The sequence below is a fragment of the Gottfriedia acidiceleris genome (genome assembly GCF_004138285.1).
GTDB lineage: Bacteria > Bacillota > Bacilli > Bacillales > Bacillaceae_G > Gottfriedia > Gottfriedia acidiceleris_A.
Genome location: NZ_SCFN01000001.1, coordinates 358,868 through 376,216, shown reverse-complemented (window position 1 = coordinate 376,216; position 17,349 = coordinate 358,868). Strand labels below are relative to the sequence as shown.

General features: G+C 30.7%; 23 protein-coding genes and 1 pseudogene. 9 read left to right on the top strand and 15 right to left on the bottom strand.

Annotated features, from left to right (window positions below; translation table 11 throughout):
- Positions 1-56: 56 nt before the first annotated feature.
- The 4 genes from EP747_RS01765 to EP747_RS01750 form a co-directional block, all read right to left on the bottom strand.
- Positions 57-533 (bottom strand): hypothetical protein, encoded by a 477-nt coding sequence (locus EP747_RS01765; RefSeq protein WP_129688253.1) that lies wholly within the window; start codon positions 531-533, stop codon positions 57-59.
- Positions 534-704: 171 nt separating this feature from the next.
- A complete protein-coding gene (locus EP747_RS01760) occupies positions 705-1,052 on the bottom strand; it encodes a DUF6054 family protein (RefSeq protein ID WP_129688252.1) in 348 nt (115 codons plus the stop codon).
- A 46-nt stretch (positions 1,053-1,098) separates the two neighbouring features.
- Positions 1,099-1,626, bottom strand: a complete 528-nt coding sequence (gene pyrE / locus EP747_RS01755) for an orotate phosphoribosyltransferase (RefSeq protein ID WP_129688251.1) — start codon at positions 1,624-1,626, stop codon at positions 1,099-1,101.
- A gap of 225 nt (positions 1,627-1,851) precedes the next feature.
- Complete coding sequence (locus EP747_RS01750; protein WP_129688250.1) at positions 1,852-2,379, bottom strand: DUF3916 domain-containing protein; 528 nt, start codon at positions 2,377-2,379, stop codon at positions 1,852-1,854.
- A gap of 182 nt (positions 2,380-2,561) precedes the next feature.
- On the opposite strand from EP747_RS01750, the gene EP747_RS01745 reads away from it, so the two are divergent.
- The 3 genes from EP747_RS01745 to EP747_RS01735 all read left to right on the top strand — a co-directional run bounded on the left by EP747_RS01745 (position 2,562) and on the right by EP747_RS01735 (position 4,510).
- Positions 2,562-3,287 (top strand): TIGR02206 family membrane protein, encoded by a 726-nt coding sequence (locus tag EP747_RS01745; protein WP_129688249.1) that lies wholly within the window; start codon positions 2,562-2,564, stop codon positions 3,285-3,287.
- 553 nt (positions 3,288-3,840) lie between these two features.
- Positions 3,841-3,969, top strand: coding sequence for a hypothetical protein (locus EP747_RS25030; protein ID WP_268895565.1), 129 nt, complete (start codon positions 3,841-3,843; stop codon positions 3,967-3,969).
- Between the two features lie 139 nt (positions 3,970-4,108).
- Complete coding sequence (locus EP747_RS01735; protein WP_129688248.1) at positions 4,109-4,510, top strand: hypothetical protein; 402 nt, start codon at positions 4,109-4,111, stop codon at positions 4,508-4,510.
- Between the two features lie 441 nt (positions 4,511-4,951).
- Here EP747_RS01735 and EP747_RS01730 read toward each other — a convergent pair whose 3' ends face one another.
- From EP747_RS01730 to EP747_RS01715, 6 genes are all read right to left on the bottom strand, one after another.
- Positions 4,952-5,530 (bottom strand): dihydrofolate reductase family protein, encoded by a 579-nt coding sequence (locus tag EP747_RS01730; RefSeq protein WP_129688247.1) that lies wholly within the window; start codon positions 5,528-5,530, stop codon positions 4,952-4,954.
- A gap of 131 nt (positions 5,531-5,661) precedes the next feature.
- Positions 5,662-5,811, bottom strand: a complete 150-nt coding sequence (locus tag EP747_RS24105; RefSeq protein WP_165346784.1) for a hypothetical protein — start codon at positions 5,809-5,811, stop codon at positions 5,662-5,664.
- Between the two features lie 233 nt (positions 5,812-6,044).
- Complete coding sequence (locus tag EP747_RS25025) at positions 6,045-6,173, bottom strand: hypothetical protein (RefSeq protein ID WP_268895564.1); 129 nt, start codon at positions 6,171-6,173, stop codon at positions 6,045-6,047.
- A gap of 91 nt (positions 6,174-6,264) precedes the next feature.
- The gene (locus EP747_RS01725; RefSeq protein ID WP_129688246.1) at positions 6,265-6,576 is read right to left on the bottom strand and encodes a hypothetical protein; all 312 of its coding nucleotides are present in this window, start codon (positions 6,574-6,576) and stop codon (positions 6,265-6,267) included.
- 25 nt (positions 6,577-6,601) lie between these two features.
- Entirely contained in the window at positions 6,602-6,841 is a 240-nt protein-coding gene (locus tag EP747_RS01720; RefSeq protein WP_129688245.1) for a hypothetical protein, read from the bottom strand.
- A 180-nt stretch (positions 6,842-7,021) separates the two neighbouring features.
- On the bottom strand, positions 7,022-7,525 hold the full coding sequence (locus tag EP747_RS01715) for a hypothetical protein (RefSeq protein ID WP_129688244.1): 504 nt from the start codon (positions 7,523-7,525) through the stop codon (positions 7,022-7,024).
- A gap of 365 nt (positions 7,526-7,890) precedes the next feature.
- Here EP747_RS01715 and EP747_RS01710 point away from each other — a divergent pair, with 365 nt between their 5' ends.
- From EP747_RS01710 to EP747_RS01695, 4 genes are all read left to right on the top strand, one after another.
- Positions 7,891-9,102 carry a tetratricopeptide repeat protein gene (locus EP747_RS01710; protein WP_165346782.1) on the top strand — a complete coding sequence of 404 codons (1,212 nt, stop codon included), beginning with the start codon at positions 7,891-7,893 and terminating at the stop codon, positions 9,100-9,102.
- 233 nt (positions 9,103-9,335) lie between these two features.
- Entirely contained in the window at positions 9,336-10,505 is a 1,170-nt protein-coding gene (locus tag EP747_RS01705) for a hypothetical protein (protein ID WP_235832726.1), read from the top strand.
- Between the two features lie 192 nt (positions 10,506-10,697).
- Positions 10,698-11,183: a DUF2975 domain-containing protein gene (locus tag EP747_RS01700; protein WP_129688241.1), complete on the top strand. Its 486-nt coding sequence runs from the start codon at positions 10,698-10,700 to the stop codon at positions 11,181-11,183.
- A gap of 10 nt (positions 11,184-11,193) precedes the next feature.
- Positions 11,194-11,412 carry a helix-turn-helix domain-containing protein gene (locus EP747_RS01695; RefSeq protein ID WP_088011347.1) on the top strand — a complete coding sequence of 73 codons (219 nt, stop codon included), beginning with the start codon at positions 11,194-11,196 and terminating at the stop codon, positions 11,410-11,412.
- A gap of 104 nt (positions 11,413-11,516) precedes the next feature.
- On the opposite strand, the gene EP747_RS01690 is transcribed toward EP747_RS01695, so the two are convergent.
- Positions 11,517-12,413, bottom strand: coding sequence for a LysR family transcriptional regulator (locus EP747_RS01690; protein WP_129688240.1), 897 nt, complete (start codon positions 12,411-12,413; stop codon positions 11,517-11,519).
- Between the two features lie 220 nt (positions 12,414-12,633).
- Positions 12,634-13,563 carry an SMI1/KNR4 family protein gene (locus tag EP747_RS01685; protein WP_129688239.1) on the bottom strand — a complete coding sequence of 310 codons (930 nt, stop codon included), beginning with the start codon at positions 13,561-13,563 and terminating at the stop codon, positions 12,634-12,636.
- A gap of 445 nt (positions 13,564-14,008) precedes the next feature.
- Between EP747_RS01685 and EP747_RS24100 the strand changes: the two genes are divergently transcribed.
- On the top strand, positions 14,009-14,158 hold the full coding sequence (locus EP747_RS24100; RefSeq protein ID WP_165346780.1) for a hypothetical protein: 150 nt from the start codon (positions 14,009-14,011) through the stop codon (positions 14,156-14,158).
- A 146-nt stretch (positions 14,159-14,304) separates the two neighbouring features.
- On the opposite strand, the pseudogene EP747_RS01680 reads toward EP747_RS24100, so the two are convergent.
- Positions 14,305-14,662 (bottom strand): annotated as a pseudogene (locus EP747_RS01680) (YkvA family protein).
- Between the two features lie 267 nt (positions 14,663-14,929).
- On the opposite strand from EP747_RS01680, the gene EP747_RS01675 reads away from it, so the two are divergent.
- Positions 14,930-15,316, top strand: coding sequence for a hypothetical protein (locus EP747_RS01675; RefSeq protein ID WP_129688238.1), 387 nt, complete (start codon positions 14,930-14,932; stop codon positions 15,314-15,316).
- A gap of 288 nt (positions 15,317-15,604) precedes the next feature.
- Here EP747_RS01675 and EP747_RS01670 read toward each other — a convergent pair whose 3' ends face one another.
- Together EP747_RS01670 and EP747_RS01665 are read right to left on the bottom strand one after the other, a co-directional pair.
- The gene (locus tag EP747_RS01670; RefSeq protein WP_165346778.1) at positions 15,605-15,922 is read right to left on the bottom strand and encodes a DUF2019 domain-containing protein; all 318 of its coding nucleotides are present in this window, start codon (positions 15,920-15,922) and stop codon (positions 15,605-15,607) included.
- 419 nt (positions 15,923-16,341) lie between these two features.
- Positions 16,342-17,148 carry a protein phosphatase 2C domain-containing protein gene (locus EP747_RS01665; RefSeq protein ID WP_165346776.1) on the bottom strand — a complete coding sequence of 269 codons (807 nt, stop codon included), beginning with the start codon at positions 17,146-17,148 and terminating at the stop codon, positions 16,342-16,344.
- Positions 17,149-17,349 lie beyond the last annotated feature (201 nt).

Here is a 17,349-nt window from a genome sequence, read left to right as displayed (position 1 = left end):
TCTCCACCTCTTAGTTGTTTAAATATTTATACCTTGATACTTGTTCAACATCAGTTTTAAAAAACATTTTGTATTGGTAAATTTTTAGATTCAAACATCTCGTTAATTGACTTAGTTGAAACAGACTTAGGAATATTAAATTTAAGATTTTTTCCGTTGTTTAATGTCATTTTAACACTTCCATTATCATCCCAGCCTGAATGAAATGTTGGATGTTTGTTGACCTGAATAGACTTTAAACTATTTAGATCAATTTTAAAATTAGATTTTTTAGCTAATAAGGAATCTGGATTAACTTCTATTTCTTTATCCATATTGGCTTCAAATACTGAACGTTTTTTTGCAAAAACTTTCTTCCTAAAAAAGGAAAATACCAGCCCTAATATAAAGTACTGTTCTTCAACTGCATTTTCTACATAAAATTGTCCACCTAATTTTACAAAAATAAAACTAGATCCTTTTACATATACCTTATAATACTTATCTGAGGTAAATATACTAGGCTTAATTAAATAAATCGGTTTTTCTAGCATAATCTTTCCCCTAATCTTGTATGAATTAATGTGCTTTTCACTTCAGTTGGTATTAAAATTTACAAAAGTAGTGTAATAGAAACAACAACTGCTAGAATTACCTTTTTCATAAATATAACACCCTTTCCAATCTTTATTATAAAGATTTTATAAATGAAAGGGTGCTTAAAATTAATTATCTTCAATTATTTCCAATATATTAGCTGCCAACTTTTCTCTTATTGGTCTAATAAAACTTTTCCCTGCTCCCCAACCAAAATCAAATAGTCCTTCTCCATTACCTGAGGAAATGCACTTAACATAAGTCACACCACTAAAGCTATCTATTGTAACTGTCAATGTTGCTGTGCTATTGTTTCTAAAAAAGAATTTTTCAAACACTAGAATAGTAATTTCTTTTTCATCAGCAACTTTATAATCCTGAAAAATCAAATTAGATTTTAATTCTGCATCCTCTAAAATAAGTTGAGTTGCTTGAACTGGCTTTATATTTACAGTAAATTCTAAGTAATGTTTCATTTATCTACTTATCCTACTTTATATGAAATAAATAAGACGAATTAATTTATTTCGTGACCGCTACTAATTCATCCATTGTAAGTAATGAGTGCAAAACTAGTCCGGCTTCGTATAGGTTTTCCTTACCATTTTGTTGACGATCAATTACACATAAAACATCTTTTACGTTGGCTCCAACTTGTATTAAATCTTCAGCACTAAGTTTAATCTGTCCGCCGGCCGTCACTACGTCCTCAATAATACAGACATTCTTATTTTGAATATCGATTCCTTCTGCAAGTTTGCAAGTTCCATAGGCTTTCGCTTCTTTTCGAACAAATACTACTGGTATTCCTGTTTTCAATGATAAAGCTGTGGCAATCGGGATGCCTCCCATTTCTAGACCTGCTAATACTTCAGTTTCTTTTGGTATAAACTTTGATAGTTGCTCAGCTATTTCTCTTAAAAGTGTTGGATTTGATTCAAACAAATATTTATCGAAATACTCATTTGATACTAATTCCGATCTTAATGTAAACTTACCTGTTAGATGGGTAATATTATAAATTTCTTGTGCTAATTGAGCTTTATTCACTATTAAGTCCCCCTAAAAGTTATCTAGTTTCCAACTAATTTTAACAATAATTTCCTTTAAGTTTCCAAAGCAAATTATCCTATTTAATTGTATTAAATTCCATTTTACGTAATAAAAAAAGTTGACTAAACAGTCAATCAATACAACTGCGTAGCCAACCATTATTAAGAGATTCACTTCATTTATTTCCATTTTCGCTGAAGGGTTTTCTCATTATATCTATTCTTATGATAAATTTCCAATAAGCCACATCGTTTCATTTTCTCTTGCTTTAAAATTGCAATGATAGCCCTTTACTTCTAAGTAAGGTGGAACATTTATTTGCCATTCTCTTTGTAAGTAATTAGGGTCAACAATTGGAATCATTTCTTTTTTGAATCTACCATTATAATAAAGTCCTCGATAGAAATCATCTAACCCTGCTTTGGTATAACCAATGGATACAACAATATACTCCATATGAGGAAGAAAGAAGAAACACTTTACTCGATATTCACTTTCTTTTGCTGTTTTCAGATTATGTAAATTACTAACTAAGTTAATAATCTCTTGTAAAAAATCTCTTTTTTTACGTCTAGGAATTAAATCAAACTCACCAATCAATTCGAACATTCGAAAATGAAAAGCATCGTATCCCTTATAAGTACTACTTGTTGAACGAGGGGTTGGTAGTTTTTTAGAAAGTTCAGCTATTTCCCTTTTGAGGTTACGAATTCGTCTTCGTTCACCTCGAAGTTTCTTTTGTCTTGTCATAAATAAATACCTCGTTTTTTCATCATTTTATAATTCTTCAATATACTCCTTTAATTTTACCCTTTCTTCTAAGGAATCATCAAAGTTAAATATGAAACGTTTACCCTGTATAGAACTAGCAGAATTTGCCCCAAACTAACAATACTCGCTTATAAAATCAAATCAGATAATGGGGTATTATTTTGGAAAGATATTTTCAATTTCATTCAAAATTGGGGCCGTTTCGCCTTTTTTCATTAGATCACCTATTAACGATCGGAATCATTTTGATTCTCGGTGTACTTCTATTTGTCTTTAGAAAGCAGATTCAAAAGTCGGGAAAAGAAAGGCTTTTTCGTTTTTCTTTAGCATTTCTATTATTGGCTTCTGAGTCTTTTTATCATATATGGCTTGTGTATGAGAATTCTTGGTCACTTAAATCGGCTTTACCACTTGAACTAAGTGATATTGCTGTTATTCTGGCTATTGTAATGTTACTGACAAATAGCTACAGATTATTTCAATTCATGTATTTTGCTGGGTTAGGCAGTTCTATTCAAGCCATCGTGACACCTGATCTTGACCATTTTTCGTTTCCACATTTTCGATATTTCGAGTTTTTTGTATCTCATGGAGGAGTGGTGCTTGCCTGTTTATTTATGGTGTTTGCCAGCAAATATCGACCAACCATACGTTCCATGTGGGTGACCATACTTATTGTTAACCTTTATGCAGCTTGCATATTTTTCATTAATAAGACGTTGGGAGCAAACTATATGTACCTCATGAAAAAGCCCAAAACTGCTTCTCTATTAGATTATCTTGGACCATGGCCATGGTATCTTCTCTCGTCGGAATTGGTGATGATTGTGAGTTTTTATCTTCTGTACAGTCCGTTTTGGCTAAAAAGAAAAATAGAAAGAAATTAAACGATATTATTTTCATTTGCCCTTAGAAGATTTAGGGGGAAGGGGAGCCCTTTTTAGATAAGCTATCTATACTGTACCAGTTCCTTTCCCCTTTTAATTGGACCATTATGAGCAATACTCCATTCTACAATTCGGTCAGTTAAACTATCATATAAATCGGCCTTAAGATAGGGATTCTCTTAATCAAGCAATCTATTTATATCAAATTTAATTTCTTCTAAAGAATTGCTTTCGAATGTTTTACTATCATTCTAAATATCCGAAATATATTTGCAAAATGATCCAAACCTCATCCCAATTACCATTCCCATTATACTTTTCTCGCTATTTTTATTCCGATTTTACTTTTCAACGAATGCATGGATTAGTTCTAAAACAATCAAAGAACTTTCACTATAAAGATAGATTTGTTAAAAAATAATGTAAAAAATTACCAAAATTTAAAATAGGTTTTAGACATAGACAAGCTTATCCTATTAAGCATATTTATAAAATATGATAGTCCTGTTAGGGAGATCATTTAATTCATATTTCGATAAAAGGGGGAAAAGAAATGTCATTCAATCTTGCAACTTTTCTTGTTGTAGTAGTGCTTTTGGTTGCATTACTTTTAGCATCATTACTAGGAATTGACCAAGCACCAATTTTAGCTGCTATCTGTGCAACACTTGGATGCAGTTAATCAATTGTACAAAAAGTAAGGACAAGCCCCTCTAAATGAGGGCAAACACCTAGAAGATTTTTATAAATTTTAATAATCTTCTAGGTTATTTTTTGGAAAATCAAATTTTTTCAAATTTATATAAAGGTGGGCTTTTTAAATGAATAATAATAAAGCGAATAATGAGCAAAAACTCGCTCAATCAAGTAATATTAATGATTTAAATAAAGAAAGTATTATGAAACTAGCAAATAATCTTAAGGCGAATGAAACTACTATAGATATGAGTTCAATTATGAGGATGGCACAAAACCTTTTTAAAGATGATTCGCTAATGAAATCTGTACAGGATCTTGGAAAGACCAATCAGGCTAATTCAATTTCATTTCCAAAATCCGCTCCAAAAAAAGAAAATATAGAGTTGCCACTGACCAGTGAGCTATTAGATAAAATATACAATGAGCTTAACCAAATAAAATCTGAACTGGTTGAGATTAATAAAAATAATAAGAATTTAGTTATAAATTTTCAAAGAAATGAAAAAAATAATAAGAAAAAATAGATTTTCTGAAAGTGTATTCTGTTAATTAATTACACTCTAAATAACTCCTCTGAAAAGTTATTTTTCTTACCCCAAGTATAGTAATTAAGCCTTTCTCAAGCTTTAAAACTAAGCCCCTAGTGTTCAATTGTTTTGGAAACTAGGGGCTCATTCATTTTATCTAGGAATAATTTTAAAATCTAATATCCAAACTCCACCTCACATTTTAATTGGTCTCATTTAATTTAATAAATTTTTGTATCCATCCATGAATACATGACCTGCAAAGTAAAGAAAAATAATAGCTGCAATAAAAGAAAAAATATTAAGTATTTTTGGACCTACTAGATGTTCTGCTTTCTTAACAACGATCGGTAGTAAAAGTGACCAAAAATAATTAAATATATTTATTGAAAATAACTAAAATAGCTCAAAAAAAAATCGACTTCTCAGCCGATTTAGTTACGATTTTACAATATTATACGTAAGGCCAATTACACCAGAATTAAATGTTTTGTTTTCAACAAGTGAGAGGTTGCGTTTATATTCCGAGACCTTAAATAAAGGTAGACCACTTCCAATAATAACTGGTGAAATAGTAATTTTAATTACATCAATTAAATCGAGTTCCATAAGACAATGTGCAAACCTTGGGCTACCTAAAATAATAATATCTTTACCTGGCTGTTTTTTTATGTTTTTAATTTCTTCTTCAATATTTTCTTTTATTAATTTTGAATTATTCCATTCAGCTTTTTCAAGTGTCGTAGAAAAAACAACCTTTGATGTCTCTTCTATCCATTTAGCATGTTCAATTTCATATTCTGATGCTGCAGGGTTAGAAGGTACTGAAGTCCAATAATTTTCCATCATTTGATATGTTCCTCTTCCCCATAACACTGTGTCTACAGTACTTAAAATTTCTTTAGCATGCTTTTCTAATTCTTCATTGTAAGATACCCATCCAATATCCATTTCACCCTTTGGTCCTTCTACAAAGCCATCTAAAGAAGAATGTAAAAATAAAATAACATTTCTCATAAAATCCTCCTATTTACTAAGTTATAGTTGTTTTCTTATATTTATATAAACAAGGAATTACTAACTGTTTTATGGTTTATTGAGTTAGTTAAATAGTAAGTTTGCAGTTACTTTTTTTCATTTGAAGGCATTTAGCTGAACCTGTAAGGATTAATTTCATAAGTTAGATCTCTGCCAGCCTCTTTTTCTTCTTGGTGAATTCTTTTTCCTAAAGATGCATAATACCAAATCCATGCACCCAACGCTAAAATACCACCGACTGTTGAAATCCAAAAAGACATTTAAATTCCCTCCAAAAAGTTCCAAATGAGAAACACGAATATGTTTATTCTCTTAAAACAATATTCTTTTTATGCTTTAAAAAATCCCTTCCCTTGTTCAACTATTCTGTCAGTTGGTTGTATAAGAAAATCAACAATCTACATTAACAAAGCTATTTAAGTAAAAGTAGAGCCACAAATGTGACTCATGATCTTCAACTACAGAGTAATAATTTGTTGAATCTGTGATGTAATTATTTTAATTTGTTGTGTAAAAATTTTTTCATTAACTCATTTGAAATGATTAAAGCTTCACTTTTGGTATTCGCTGGACCTGTAACCATCCATCCTTCAGTTACCTGTCCAACCTTTCCCATTATCATCTTTTCTAAGTTCTGCGATCGTCATTTTGGTAAAATCCTTGTTGGCAAAGAGAATACCATAGCTATCGGTTTTTGGTTTTCCATTTTTAAATTAACCATATACTATTGTCCCCATGCCATTTTGATCAAATGCTATTTCTAATTTACGATCTTTATTTGGATTAGGATAACTAGCACCTTTTACATCAATTGACCCTATAAACCTTCTTTTCCCTAATAAAGAGTGATGAAGTTTGCCCTTTATTTTTATCATCACAGAATTTACCTGATCATGACCTGAACCCAATTGATATTCAACACCCTTTATTGACTCATTTAAAATTTTTGGAATGAAATAATGAACACCAAATCCAATAGCGACTAAAAAGACAAGAAGTATGCAAGAAACAATGACCTTTTTCAAAAAAATCACCTACAAATATTGTTAATTAATTTTTAGTAACAGGCTTCTCTTCCCCTATTTCTTTACTCTCATCAATATTAAAAGAATCGATAAATGAAATAAAATTTTTATAGAAATTAGGAAATAATTGATAAAGCACACCTACACTAAATAAACCCCATCCTAAAACCCTAAAAAAATGAGGACCAATAAAAGTATTAAAATATGTCATATAGACAAATAAAAGTCCAACTAAAATATACAAAGCACACACAAGATTCCTCAAATTCATTCCACCTTTTTACGGTTTCTCAAATTACTCAATATAGACTTTTTTGAAAGCAATTCATTAATACATTTCGATATGCATTAATTTATTCCTTTTTATTCCAAAACAAGTTTAACAATAAAAAATGGTCTGCCGAAACAGACCTAATTGCAGTTGAACTAATGGATGAAGAGTATTTTAAAATACCTTTGGATTATCTATAATTAACCACATATTTTCTTCATCATACCCATTAACTTTTCCTGTTATTTTGTGATGGGGATAAAGATTTTCGGGTTGCGTACTTTCTTTACATTTAATATAGTCAACGACACCAATTACATTTTCGGCAAAATTAACTATTACACCTTGTGGATAAAAGACTTCGATTTTACCTTCAACCTCTAATCCAATTGGATATTTTTCTTTTGTAATGTTCCAAGTATTTATTAGAACCTCACTATGTTTATTCCATATTACATAAAATTCTTTCTCGCTAATCTCACTACCACCATCATCGATTATTTCATTTACATCTAATAATCCTTCAGCTAAAAAATAATGATGTTCTTTGTCTTTACGGTTTGACGCTATGTACTTGTTTTGTGTAACTGCAATTTGTTTGATTGCATAGCCATTTTCTACTTCAATATATGTAGTGCCTTTAGTATATTCATCTTCCCAGCTGAAATAACGCTTCATAAAGCTCATCCCTTCGGAGTATCTTCTCCTAATAATACCATTGCCAATGGATCATTTCTAAGACTTAAAGAGTTGAAAATCCATATTATCCTATCATTCTCTTTTATACGAAAATCCAATTCGTATTTGAGACTATGTAACTAGCCTAGTGATGCAATAATAAGCATATAATCAAAACGGCGATTCTGATGGATACAAAGTTAAAAAGGAGAAGGCTGTTTATTCTTGAGGAAATTATCTTGGCATTTATAAGCTATTCTTTTGTTTGAATTTATAAATTCAATGAAAGGGTGAGTGCAATAAAATCATTTTTAAAACTAATCTTAATATTAACTTTTGGCCTGGTTTTAGGCGGATGTAGCTCTTTGGCAGTTTATTACAATAATAAAGGCTATAAAGAAGAACAACAAGGGAAGTATGACGCGGCGATTTCTCATTTAAACAAGGCAATAAAAAATGATCCTAATTTATGGGAAGCTTATAACAATCGGGGGCTATCGTATAATCATAAGAAAATGTACGATAAAGCCATTGCCGATTTCAACAAGGCCATTGATTTGAATTCAAAAGATTACATTTTATATTACAACCGGGGGCTTGCCTACTACAATAAGCAGATGTATGATCAGGCTATTTCTGATTACAACAAGGCTATTGAATTAAATCCGAAAGATTATTTGTCATATAACAATCGCGGATATACCTATTACGATAAGCAGATGTATGATCAAGCCATTTCTGACTTAAACGAGTCTATAAAATTAAAACCTGATTATGCAACATCATATAGTAACCGCGGGCTTGTCTATCTGGAAGAACAAATGTACGATGTGGCTATTTCTGATTTTGACAAAGCAATTGAATTAGATCCGAAACATTATAAGGCATATAACAACCGTGGGCTTGCCTATTACTATAAGCAGATGTATGATCAAGCCATTGCCGATTATAACAAGGCTATTGATTTGAATTCAAAATTTTACCTGGCCTATAACAACCGCGGACTTATCTTTTACGAAAAGCAAAAGTATAAAGAGGCCATATCTGATTACAACAAGGCCATTGATTTATATCAAAATGATTACCAGGCATATGACAACCGGGGGCTTGCCTATTATTATATGCAGATGTTCGACCAGGCCATTGCCGATTACAATAAGGCCATCGATTTGAATCAAAAAGATTATCTTGTATATAACGACCGCGGGCTTGCCTATTACTATAAGCAGATGTATGACCTGGCCATTTCTGATTATAACAAAGCCATTGATTTGAACTCAAAAGATTATCTAGTATATGACAACCGTGGGCTTGCCTATCACAGCAAGCAGATGTATGACCAGGCCATTGCCGATTACAACAAGGCCATTGATTTGAATTCAAAAGATTACCTCGTATATGACGACCGAGGGCTTGCCTATTACTATAAGCAGATGTATGATCAAGCCATTGCCGATTTCAGCAAGTCAATTGAATTGAATCCCCAATTTAAACTTGCTTACAGTGATCGCGGAAATGCTTACCTTAAAAAAGGCATGAACAAAGAAGCGACACAGGATTTTAACAAAGCAAAGTAATCTTTATTTATTCAATAAAAAAGGAGTGGGAATTTGACCTACTCCTTTACTTTGTTCTCAGTTTTTTTGTACTTTTTATTAAATAAACCAAAATCAATAATGTAAAGAAATTATCAATCTATAAAAATAAATTGTTCAATTCTCCTGTTTTTCATTTTCCTTTCATTATTATGTGTGAATATACAAATGTACTATAAATCGATGAAAGGAATTAATTTATGGAGACAAAACAAATGAAAATAAATGGTCTACTTAACAAGGTACCAGAAGTTACAATCTATTTTTGGATTATTAAAGTTCTATGTACAACTGTTGGTGAAACATTTGCTGATTTCTTGAATTTTAACCTTGGTTTGGGTTTAGGACTTACAACGGTCCTTATGGGTGTTGCTTTTTTTATCTCATTATTTTTTCAATTCAAGGCAAAGAAATATGTTCCAAGTATTTATTGGATCACTGTTGTACTAATAAGTGTATTCGGAACATTGGTAACTGATAATTTGACTGACGCAATTGGAGTACCTCTTGAAACAAGTACGATTGTATTCTCAGTGCTACTAGCATTAACGTTTCTTTTTTGGTTTCTTAGTGAAAAAACACTTTCTATTCATTCAATTTTCACAAGAAAAAGAGAAATATTTTATTGGTTAGCGATTCTTTTCACTTTTGCACTAGGTACTGCTGTTGGGGATTTATATTCTGAACAACTTGGACTAGGGTATTTTAAAACTGGTGTAACAGTTATTGTTATCATACTTTGTGTATTTTTAGCGTGGAAGTTTTTAAAACTAGATGGAATGTTAGGGTTCTGGATTGTGTACATTCTTACACGTCCACTTGGGGCATCACTAGGAGATTACTTATCTCAACCAAAAGTGAATGGTGGTTTAGGTTTAGGAACAACAAGTACAAGTATTATTTTTCTAGTCGCAATTTTAGTCATTATTGTTTTCCTTGCTGTTACAAAAATTGATATTTCATTATATATTGAAAGAATAGATGAAAATAGAAATAAGAATAACATAATGACACAAACTATTTTAGCACTGTGTATTTTCTTAGCAGTTAGTATTGGCGGTTATATTAAATTATCATCAAATGCAACTTCTACTGAAACAACATTATCTGGTCAATTAACAGATTTTGTAACAATAGAAAATAAAATGTTGTCAGATGTGAACTCGAAGAACTTTATTTTAGCTAAAAAAGATGCTGACAGTTTGGAACATCAATGGGATACATCAGAGGCTAAACTTAGAAAAATAGATAGTACTTCATGGACTAAAATTGATGGTACGATTGACGTCGTTTTAGCAGCAGCTCGTACATCAACCCCAGATGCAAATAAATGTAAATCAGCAATTAATCATTCTCTTAATGTAATAAACGCTGTGAATAAATAAAAAAACTTAAAAGAATGGGTTTGTTAACCTTTTTAAAGTAAGCATTTCTTGTAATGAGAAATGCTTTTTATTTTTGTCAAAAAGGATATTTCTTTAACAATAATAATATAATAAAAAACAATACAATTTTATTGTAAAACGATAAATAATATGTTAAATTCATATTGTCATTAAATAAGTGAGGTACTTAATATGAATGGTAAAAGAGGTTCAACTACTTTCTTAAAGGCAATTATTTTTCTCGCTGGAATTGCAGTGCTTGCTTTATGTATATTTTTGGTACCAAATATAGGTAATTTTGCATCAAAATTGTATCCAAATATTGCTTCAATGAAATATCTCGTTTTCATCGTGTTGTATGGAGCTGCTGTGCCTTTTTATATTGCTCTCTATCAGGCTTTCAATCTTTTACGGTATATTGACAATAACACAGCGTTCTCGGAATTATCTGTAAAGGCGTTAAAGAACATAAAGTACTGTGCGATTACAATCAGTGCTTTGTATGTATTAGGTATGCCACTCTTTCATTTTATAGCGAAGAAAGTTGATCCTCCTATTGGATTTTTGGGACTGATCATCATTTTTGCTTCGTTGGTTATCGCCGTTTTTGCTGCTATCCTCCAACAGCTTCTACAAGAAGCGATTAACATAAAATCAGAAAATGATTTAACGGTCTGAGGTGGATGGTATGGCAATAATTATTAATATTGATGTGATGTTAGCAAAACGAAAAATGAGCGTAACGGAGCTTTCAGAAAGAGTTGGAATTACGATGGCGAACCTTTCCATTCTGAAAAACGGTAAAGCAAAAGCGGTTCGCTTTTCAACATTAGAAGCAATCTGTAAGACATTGGATTGTCAGCCAGGTGATATTTTGGAGTACAAAATCGACGAAGACACTCAATAATAACAGTCAACGAGAGTCAATCGAAAATTTAAGGGGTAGCTTAATTGCTATCCCTTCTTTACGTTTATTGAACTTGATATTAGTGGCAAAAAAATAACCTCTCATCATTGAGTGGCTATTTCTTTAACGATTTCGATAAATTTTTTACTTATATTAGAAAGCTTTTTGTTTTTTGGATAGATTACCCATAAATCCTTAACAACGTACTCATTATTTTCTTTGTAAGGAATTGATCTTAAGTTTCCACTTAGAATGTACGGGTGAAATTTAGCGCCTGACTCATGAGAATATACAAATACATTATGCTCTCTAACTGCCTCTGTAAGAATATTCATACTGTTTGTAGTTACTCTTATTTTATTTTTATTTTCTTTAATTAACTTAGAATAATAATAATCAGAATAGATTGAATAGCACGCTGTATCCATATCTAATACATCAGCTTTTGTTACGTAGTCTAGATGATATAAAGGGGAGTTTTTTCCTACAATAACGTGAACACGATCAGTCCGAATTAATTCATAGCTAATATTTTTTTCACTCTTTAGTATCTCTAAATCTTGAGGGAAAAAGCAAAAATCATATTCAGTGTGTTTAATTGTTTCCATAATTAGTGGTGGATCTTTTTCCTCGATTTCAATCGTTACATTCGGATGTTCATCTTTAAATCTGTTCAATGCTCGTAAAAGTACAGCTGCGAAAGTAGGAGCAGCTACTATTTTCAAATGAACCTTTTTATTATTTTTATAATCAAACAGCTCTTCATTTAACTTACTAATAATTTCTAATACTTCACTAGCTCTATTTATTAAAATCTTTCCTTCTTCTGTTGGAAATGTTCCTTTTCTTGAACGGTTAAAAATACTTATTCCCATTTCATGCTCTAATTGGGAGATCGATTGACTTAGACCTGAACTTGTAATATGCAATTTTTCTGCAGCCTTAATGATTGATTTCTCGCTTGCAACTTTTACGATATATTCCATTTGCTCGAAATTCATAAATTCTCCTCGACTAAGAGTATACACACTTATATTTTCTTTCAATTGAAGTTGTATACATTCTAGCACGAAAAAGTGGTACAATTCAAAATCGAATCATTTGTGTGCGCCTAGAGGGAATTTAGACTACTAAAATGCGAATTCGTTATTGAACTATCCTGCCATTTACTTCATCTATCTTAATAAGAAAACAGGCCAAGATTATTCATTTAATTAAAGTCTAAATTCCTAAAATTGTGATAAACTCATGCTTCTTGCATTGATCGCTAATCCATAATTGAAATTCAGAGATTAGGTTTATTAAGTTAATAATATTTTGATTAATATTTTCTTGAAATTTTGATTCTGTATCTTCCCACAAAAAACCGACCATAGTTTTTATCTCTTCTACTTTTGGATCGTCCTTTAAAAAGAGCTTCACATTTTCTAATTGTTTTAAAATTAAACTCCAAGTAGATTTATCTATTTCACAAACTCCCCATAATCCCCAATTGCTATAATCTTTAAATTCCTTTTCAATGGCACGAGTCAAATAGGTAAAAGTTTCATCTGTAAAATAAATAGAGTCTTTATTCCAATGCCTACCTGTATCTTTTCCAGGTTTAATTTCTACATAACATGTACCTTTTAGTGTCTCTACATCATAAATAATTTTAATTGGAGATAATTTTAATGCTTCTATCTCAGCTTGAATAATATCTAAAAGAAAATCACCAAAATCCTCAGCAATCAATTCTTGCTCACCAAATTCTTCACCTATATTAAAGTTTACAACTGCTGGCTCACTTTTGTCATTGAGCTTATTAAAATCCAAACAATATAAGATGTCATAATCATAATCAATAATAGAAATGAAGTTTTTAGGTAAATTATTCTCTTTTCTTTTTAATAATGTGAACTTAATGGCATCTGGATAATCTGGATTGTATGATTCGTAAATGTTTTCATTAGTAATACCTAATATATCCCACGTTGCAAAAACACCTGCACCATATTTTCTAATAAAATGACGATAGATGTTTGGAAATTTTAAACCTAAAGCTATTTCTGCTTTCTCAATTAATAGGTCTGAACATTCACCAATATAATCACAATTAACTTTATTTTCTTCTAAGAGCGCTAAAGCTTTTTCATAATTTGACCAACTCATTAATTCTCCCCTTAAATACTATTTATTATTAAGATATAAAATATTTCTGCATTTATCCGATCATTATTATAGTAGGTGGTTTTCTTGATAAAATATTTATTTTTCCATGAGGTATACTATATGATAATAGACAATCAAATTAAACAATTAAGAGTCACAAAGGTTTTATTATTTCTTACAATTATTCTACAATTAGTAACAATCATTTCAAAGTTCCTTTAAAAATGGGAACTTAATGGCCAAAAATGATATAATGACACTACCATGTATTTGAGGTTATTTATATTGTTTGAGTTATCGAAAGCTGAAAAAGCATTTTCTTGAAGAACAATTTAGAAATTATCCCCAATTAAATAAACGCATGAAAAGAGCATTACAGTAAAATAATGTATATTTTATTTGTTGAATAGACTCTCTTTAAAGACAAGAAAAGTAGGTGAACAAAGTGGGAAAATATCAATTGGATACCAAAGGTCAGCAAGCTGTGACAAAGTTTCATGAAAAACAGACGCCTGCCAAATTTGATAAAAAACAGCAACTTGAAAAACTGCGTGCGGAGTATTTAAAAAAGAAGCAAAAACCAACAGATAAATAATATGAACGAAAACATAGGTAGACTAAAATCTCCCTATGTTTTTCTTATTCGAAGTTGTTTTTTCAATTGATGATAGTGTTTATTATTCAAGAAAATAGGTTCATTATTTTTCGTTTAAATATATACAGGCTATTTTTTTAAACTTCTTAATTAATCAAACAAAGCCATATTAGAATTAAGACCCATATAAATACGATAATTGAACCTACAATCCAGTTCTTTGGCTTACCGTTATTCATCATTTCTTCTGCTTTCATTTCGCAGTCAGTTATTACATTCTTTGGTATCATCTTTAATGCAAGCATTATCCCTAATGGAATGAGCATTACATCATCTAAGTAGCCCAAAATGGGTATAAAATCAGGAATGAGATCAATCAGACTTAAATTCATACGCTACAACACAAGCTGTAAATCCTTTCACATACCAAGGTACTCTTTCATCTTTACAAGCAAGGTAATGAACAAAAATCTGTCGTTTTAAATCCCTCGCCCAATCCTTCATTTTTTTAACATTTCATTCTACTCAAACAATAATGATTTTATCACCATTATATCATTCCTTATTCATCAATCCTGCCAGTTTGTGCAATAATTCTTTTTATTGAAACAATAGACTTATCATTACTTGTATAAAATTGGGTAATATCACAGTTTGTCTATCCGTAACCTACTATCCACTAATGAATATGATGAAAAGAGACTAGTTACTTAGTTACTCCTCACATCAGTTATAAGAACTAGATAAAACTTCAAAAAAGGTCGTGGATATATGAATGAAGAAGAAATTTTCGAAATAGGTGCCAATTGTCTTCTAAGAGTAGGGAACCGTTTTTTTGCAGTTGTTGAAATAGAATCAGAAGTTCCTGGAATAGATTTAGAGGTATTTGTTATCATTCGTATTAATATGGAAACAGCAAAAAGACTTAAAAATGCAGGACTTGATTTTTGTGAAATAAGAAACACTGCTCCTAGAAATGAAGATGGCGTAACGGCAGAATTCAAGTGTATCTTTATAACGAACCGTCAGGCTTTTGCTCTTTTTGATGTGGAAAATGATATAGATCAAGCTGTTTTTGTAAGAATTTCATTAGAAGAAGCAGAACGTGCAATAAGAAGAGGTGCAATGCGTTGTACTGTTATTGATGCAAGAGATTAATAAAATAAAAACCATATTTTGACTAATTAAAAGACTATGTTAATTATATAAAGAAAGATTAGTTAAGTAGATAGTAAATAAAAAGGTATTTATTAAGCAGCCTTAGCCCTGTATTTTAAAGGGTTAAGGCTATTAATTTCTTTTGGAATCGTTTGTTTTGTACCGCAATTTAAGTAAGAGTGTTTTTATCGATATATGTTTACAAAACAGAAATACAAAAATAAAATATGTAAAAAACCTTGAAAGGCTAAAAAAACAAACAAGGTTACCTATTGTAAATTCAAATAACTAAAATTTTAGATTTCCCGCTCTCCACTGTCTCAGAGTCATTTTAGCTGAAAAAGGCAATGTCCCTTTTTTCTCAGTTAATTTCTCTAATGTGTTGACTGCTTTATCAATGTTTATTGTTAATAATTTGGAGGCAGCCTCAAATCGGACTCCATCATTTTCGTCTTCCAAAAGTACACATAGTTCGTGAAGTTGGTTTTCATTACGTAATTCTATCGCAATAGATAGAAGTTCATCGTAACATTTATTTCCCGTTTTGCTATCATCCTTTTTAAGGTATTCCCACCTTTTCTTAGCGATTTCTTTAAACTTATTCACCCTTTCATCCATACTTATATCTCATCCTTTATTAGTTAAATTTACTTACGACTTTAGGTTTTCTTTATTCTTAATACTTTTTTCATCTTTAAATTTCCAAACATACTAAATGACCCATGCAATAATAACGAGTATGTACAAGAGATACCTATATTGATTATCTATTATAAAAAACAAACCAAAAACAATTAAAAATGTCGGAAACATTACTATTACGTACTTTTTAATATCCATTTGATATCACCCCTCGTCCACTAAATGAGAATGATCAATTATTATTCAATTCCTCATAACCGTTTCGAATCATAATTCGTGCAACCTTCTATCACCTGTACCCTAACATTAGTTTGATGAGTATTGCTTTTATATTTGTTACAATATTTATACATAAAAAAAGATACCCAATATGGCATCTAAAATTAAAAGCGAACAAGTATCCCAGTCTTATCATCACAATGAACCCTACTTTTCAACTCTTCCCTTTCTAACCATTTTGAATATTCGTCCAATCCAATCTCTTTAATTACTTTGAAAGAATGTTTCAAATCAAACTTCGGATGAAACAAACCATCACTGATTAATAAAATTGATTTTAAATTTTTTGTATTTATAGATCCCGATTGAATATATTTCCCGACAGCTTCCGTTCCGTTTGCAACCGAATAACCATCAACTGTATTAGCCATGCTTCGATTATAAATTAGTTGATTTTTAAAAGAATGGTAGTAGGATTCATCTGGTAAAATCACTCCTTGCTTCCGCTCCTTTTCCCGTCGCATTTTTGCCCTAATACTAATATCCTTTACTGTATCTTTAGTCAGGATTTTAATTTCTCCATTATGATATTCTGCTAAAATCATACAATCCCCCAGTTGAGCAAATGACACTTTAAGTTTATCGATTTTTATAATGGCAACGCATGTTGACCACAGTTCTTCTGAACGGTTTATATCTATATTATTTAACTTCATTTCTTCCATCAGTCTTCTATTTGCTAAAATAATTCCTTCTGATAAAGTCATGTCAGCCATAAAATGATTTTTAAAAAACTTTCTAAATAAATTTGAAGCAATATATGCACCATTCATGCCATCAGCATTCTTAAATGGAGTAATAGGTGTTGCTCCATCAAAAACCCCGTATACATTTATTTCGTTGTTTACTACCATTGCATCCTCGGACAGTTTTTTTGAAAGGGATACTCTAGCACTAGTACTAATCTCCATATTTTTATCACCACCGAAAAGATTCATGAATGAATTTGCAGGTCTTTAAATTAATATGGAACACAAGCAGGATTATGTACTTTTTCTATTTTAATTCTTAAAATTTGGCTCTGTTAAAAAAACTATGTAGTACTAAGTACTTCCATGATTGGTAAATAGTTTCCAAAATTTAACAAATTTTCACATAACAGAAACATCTCG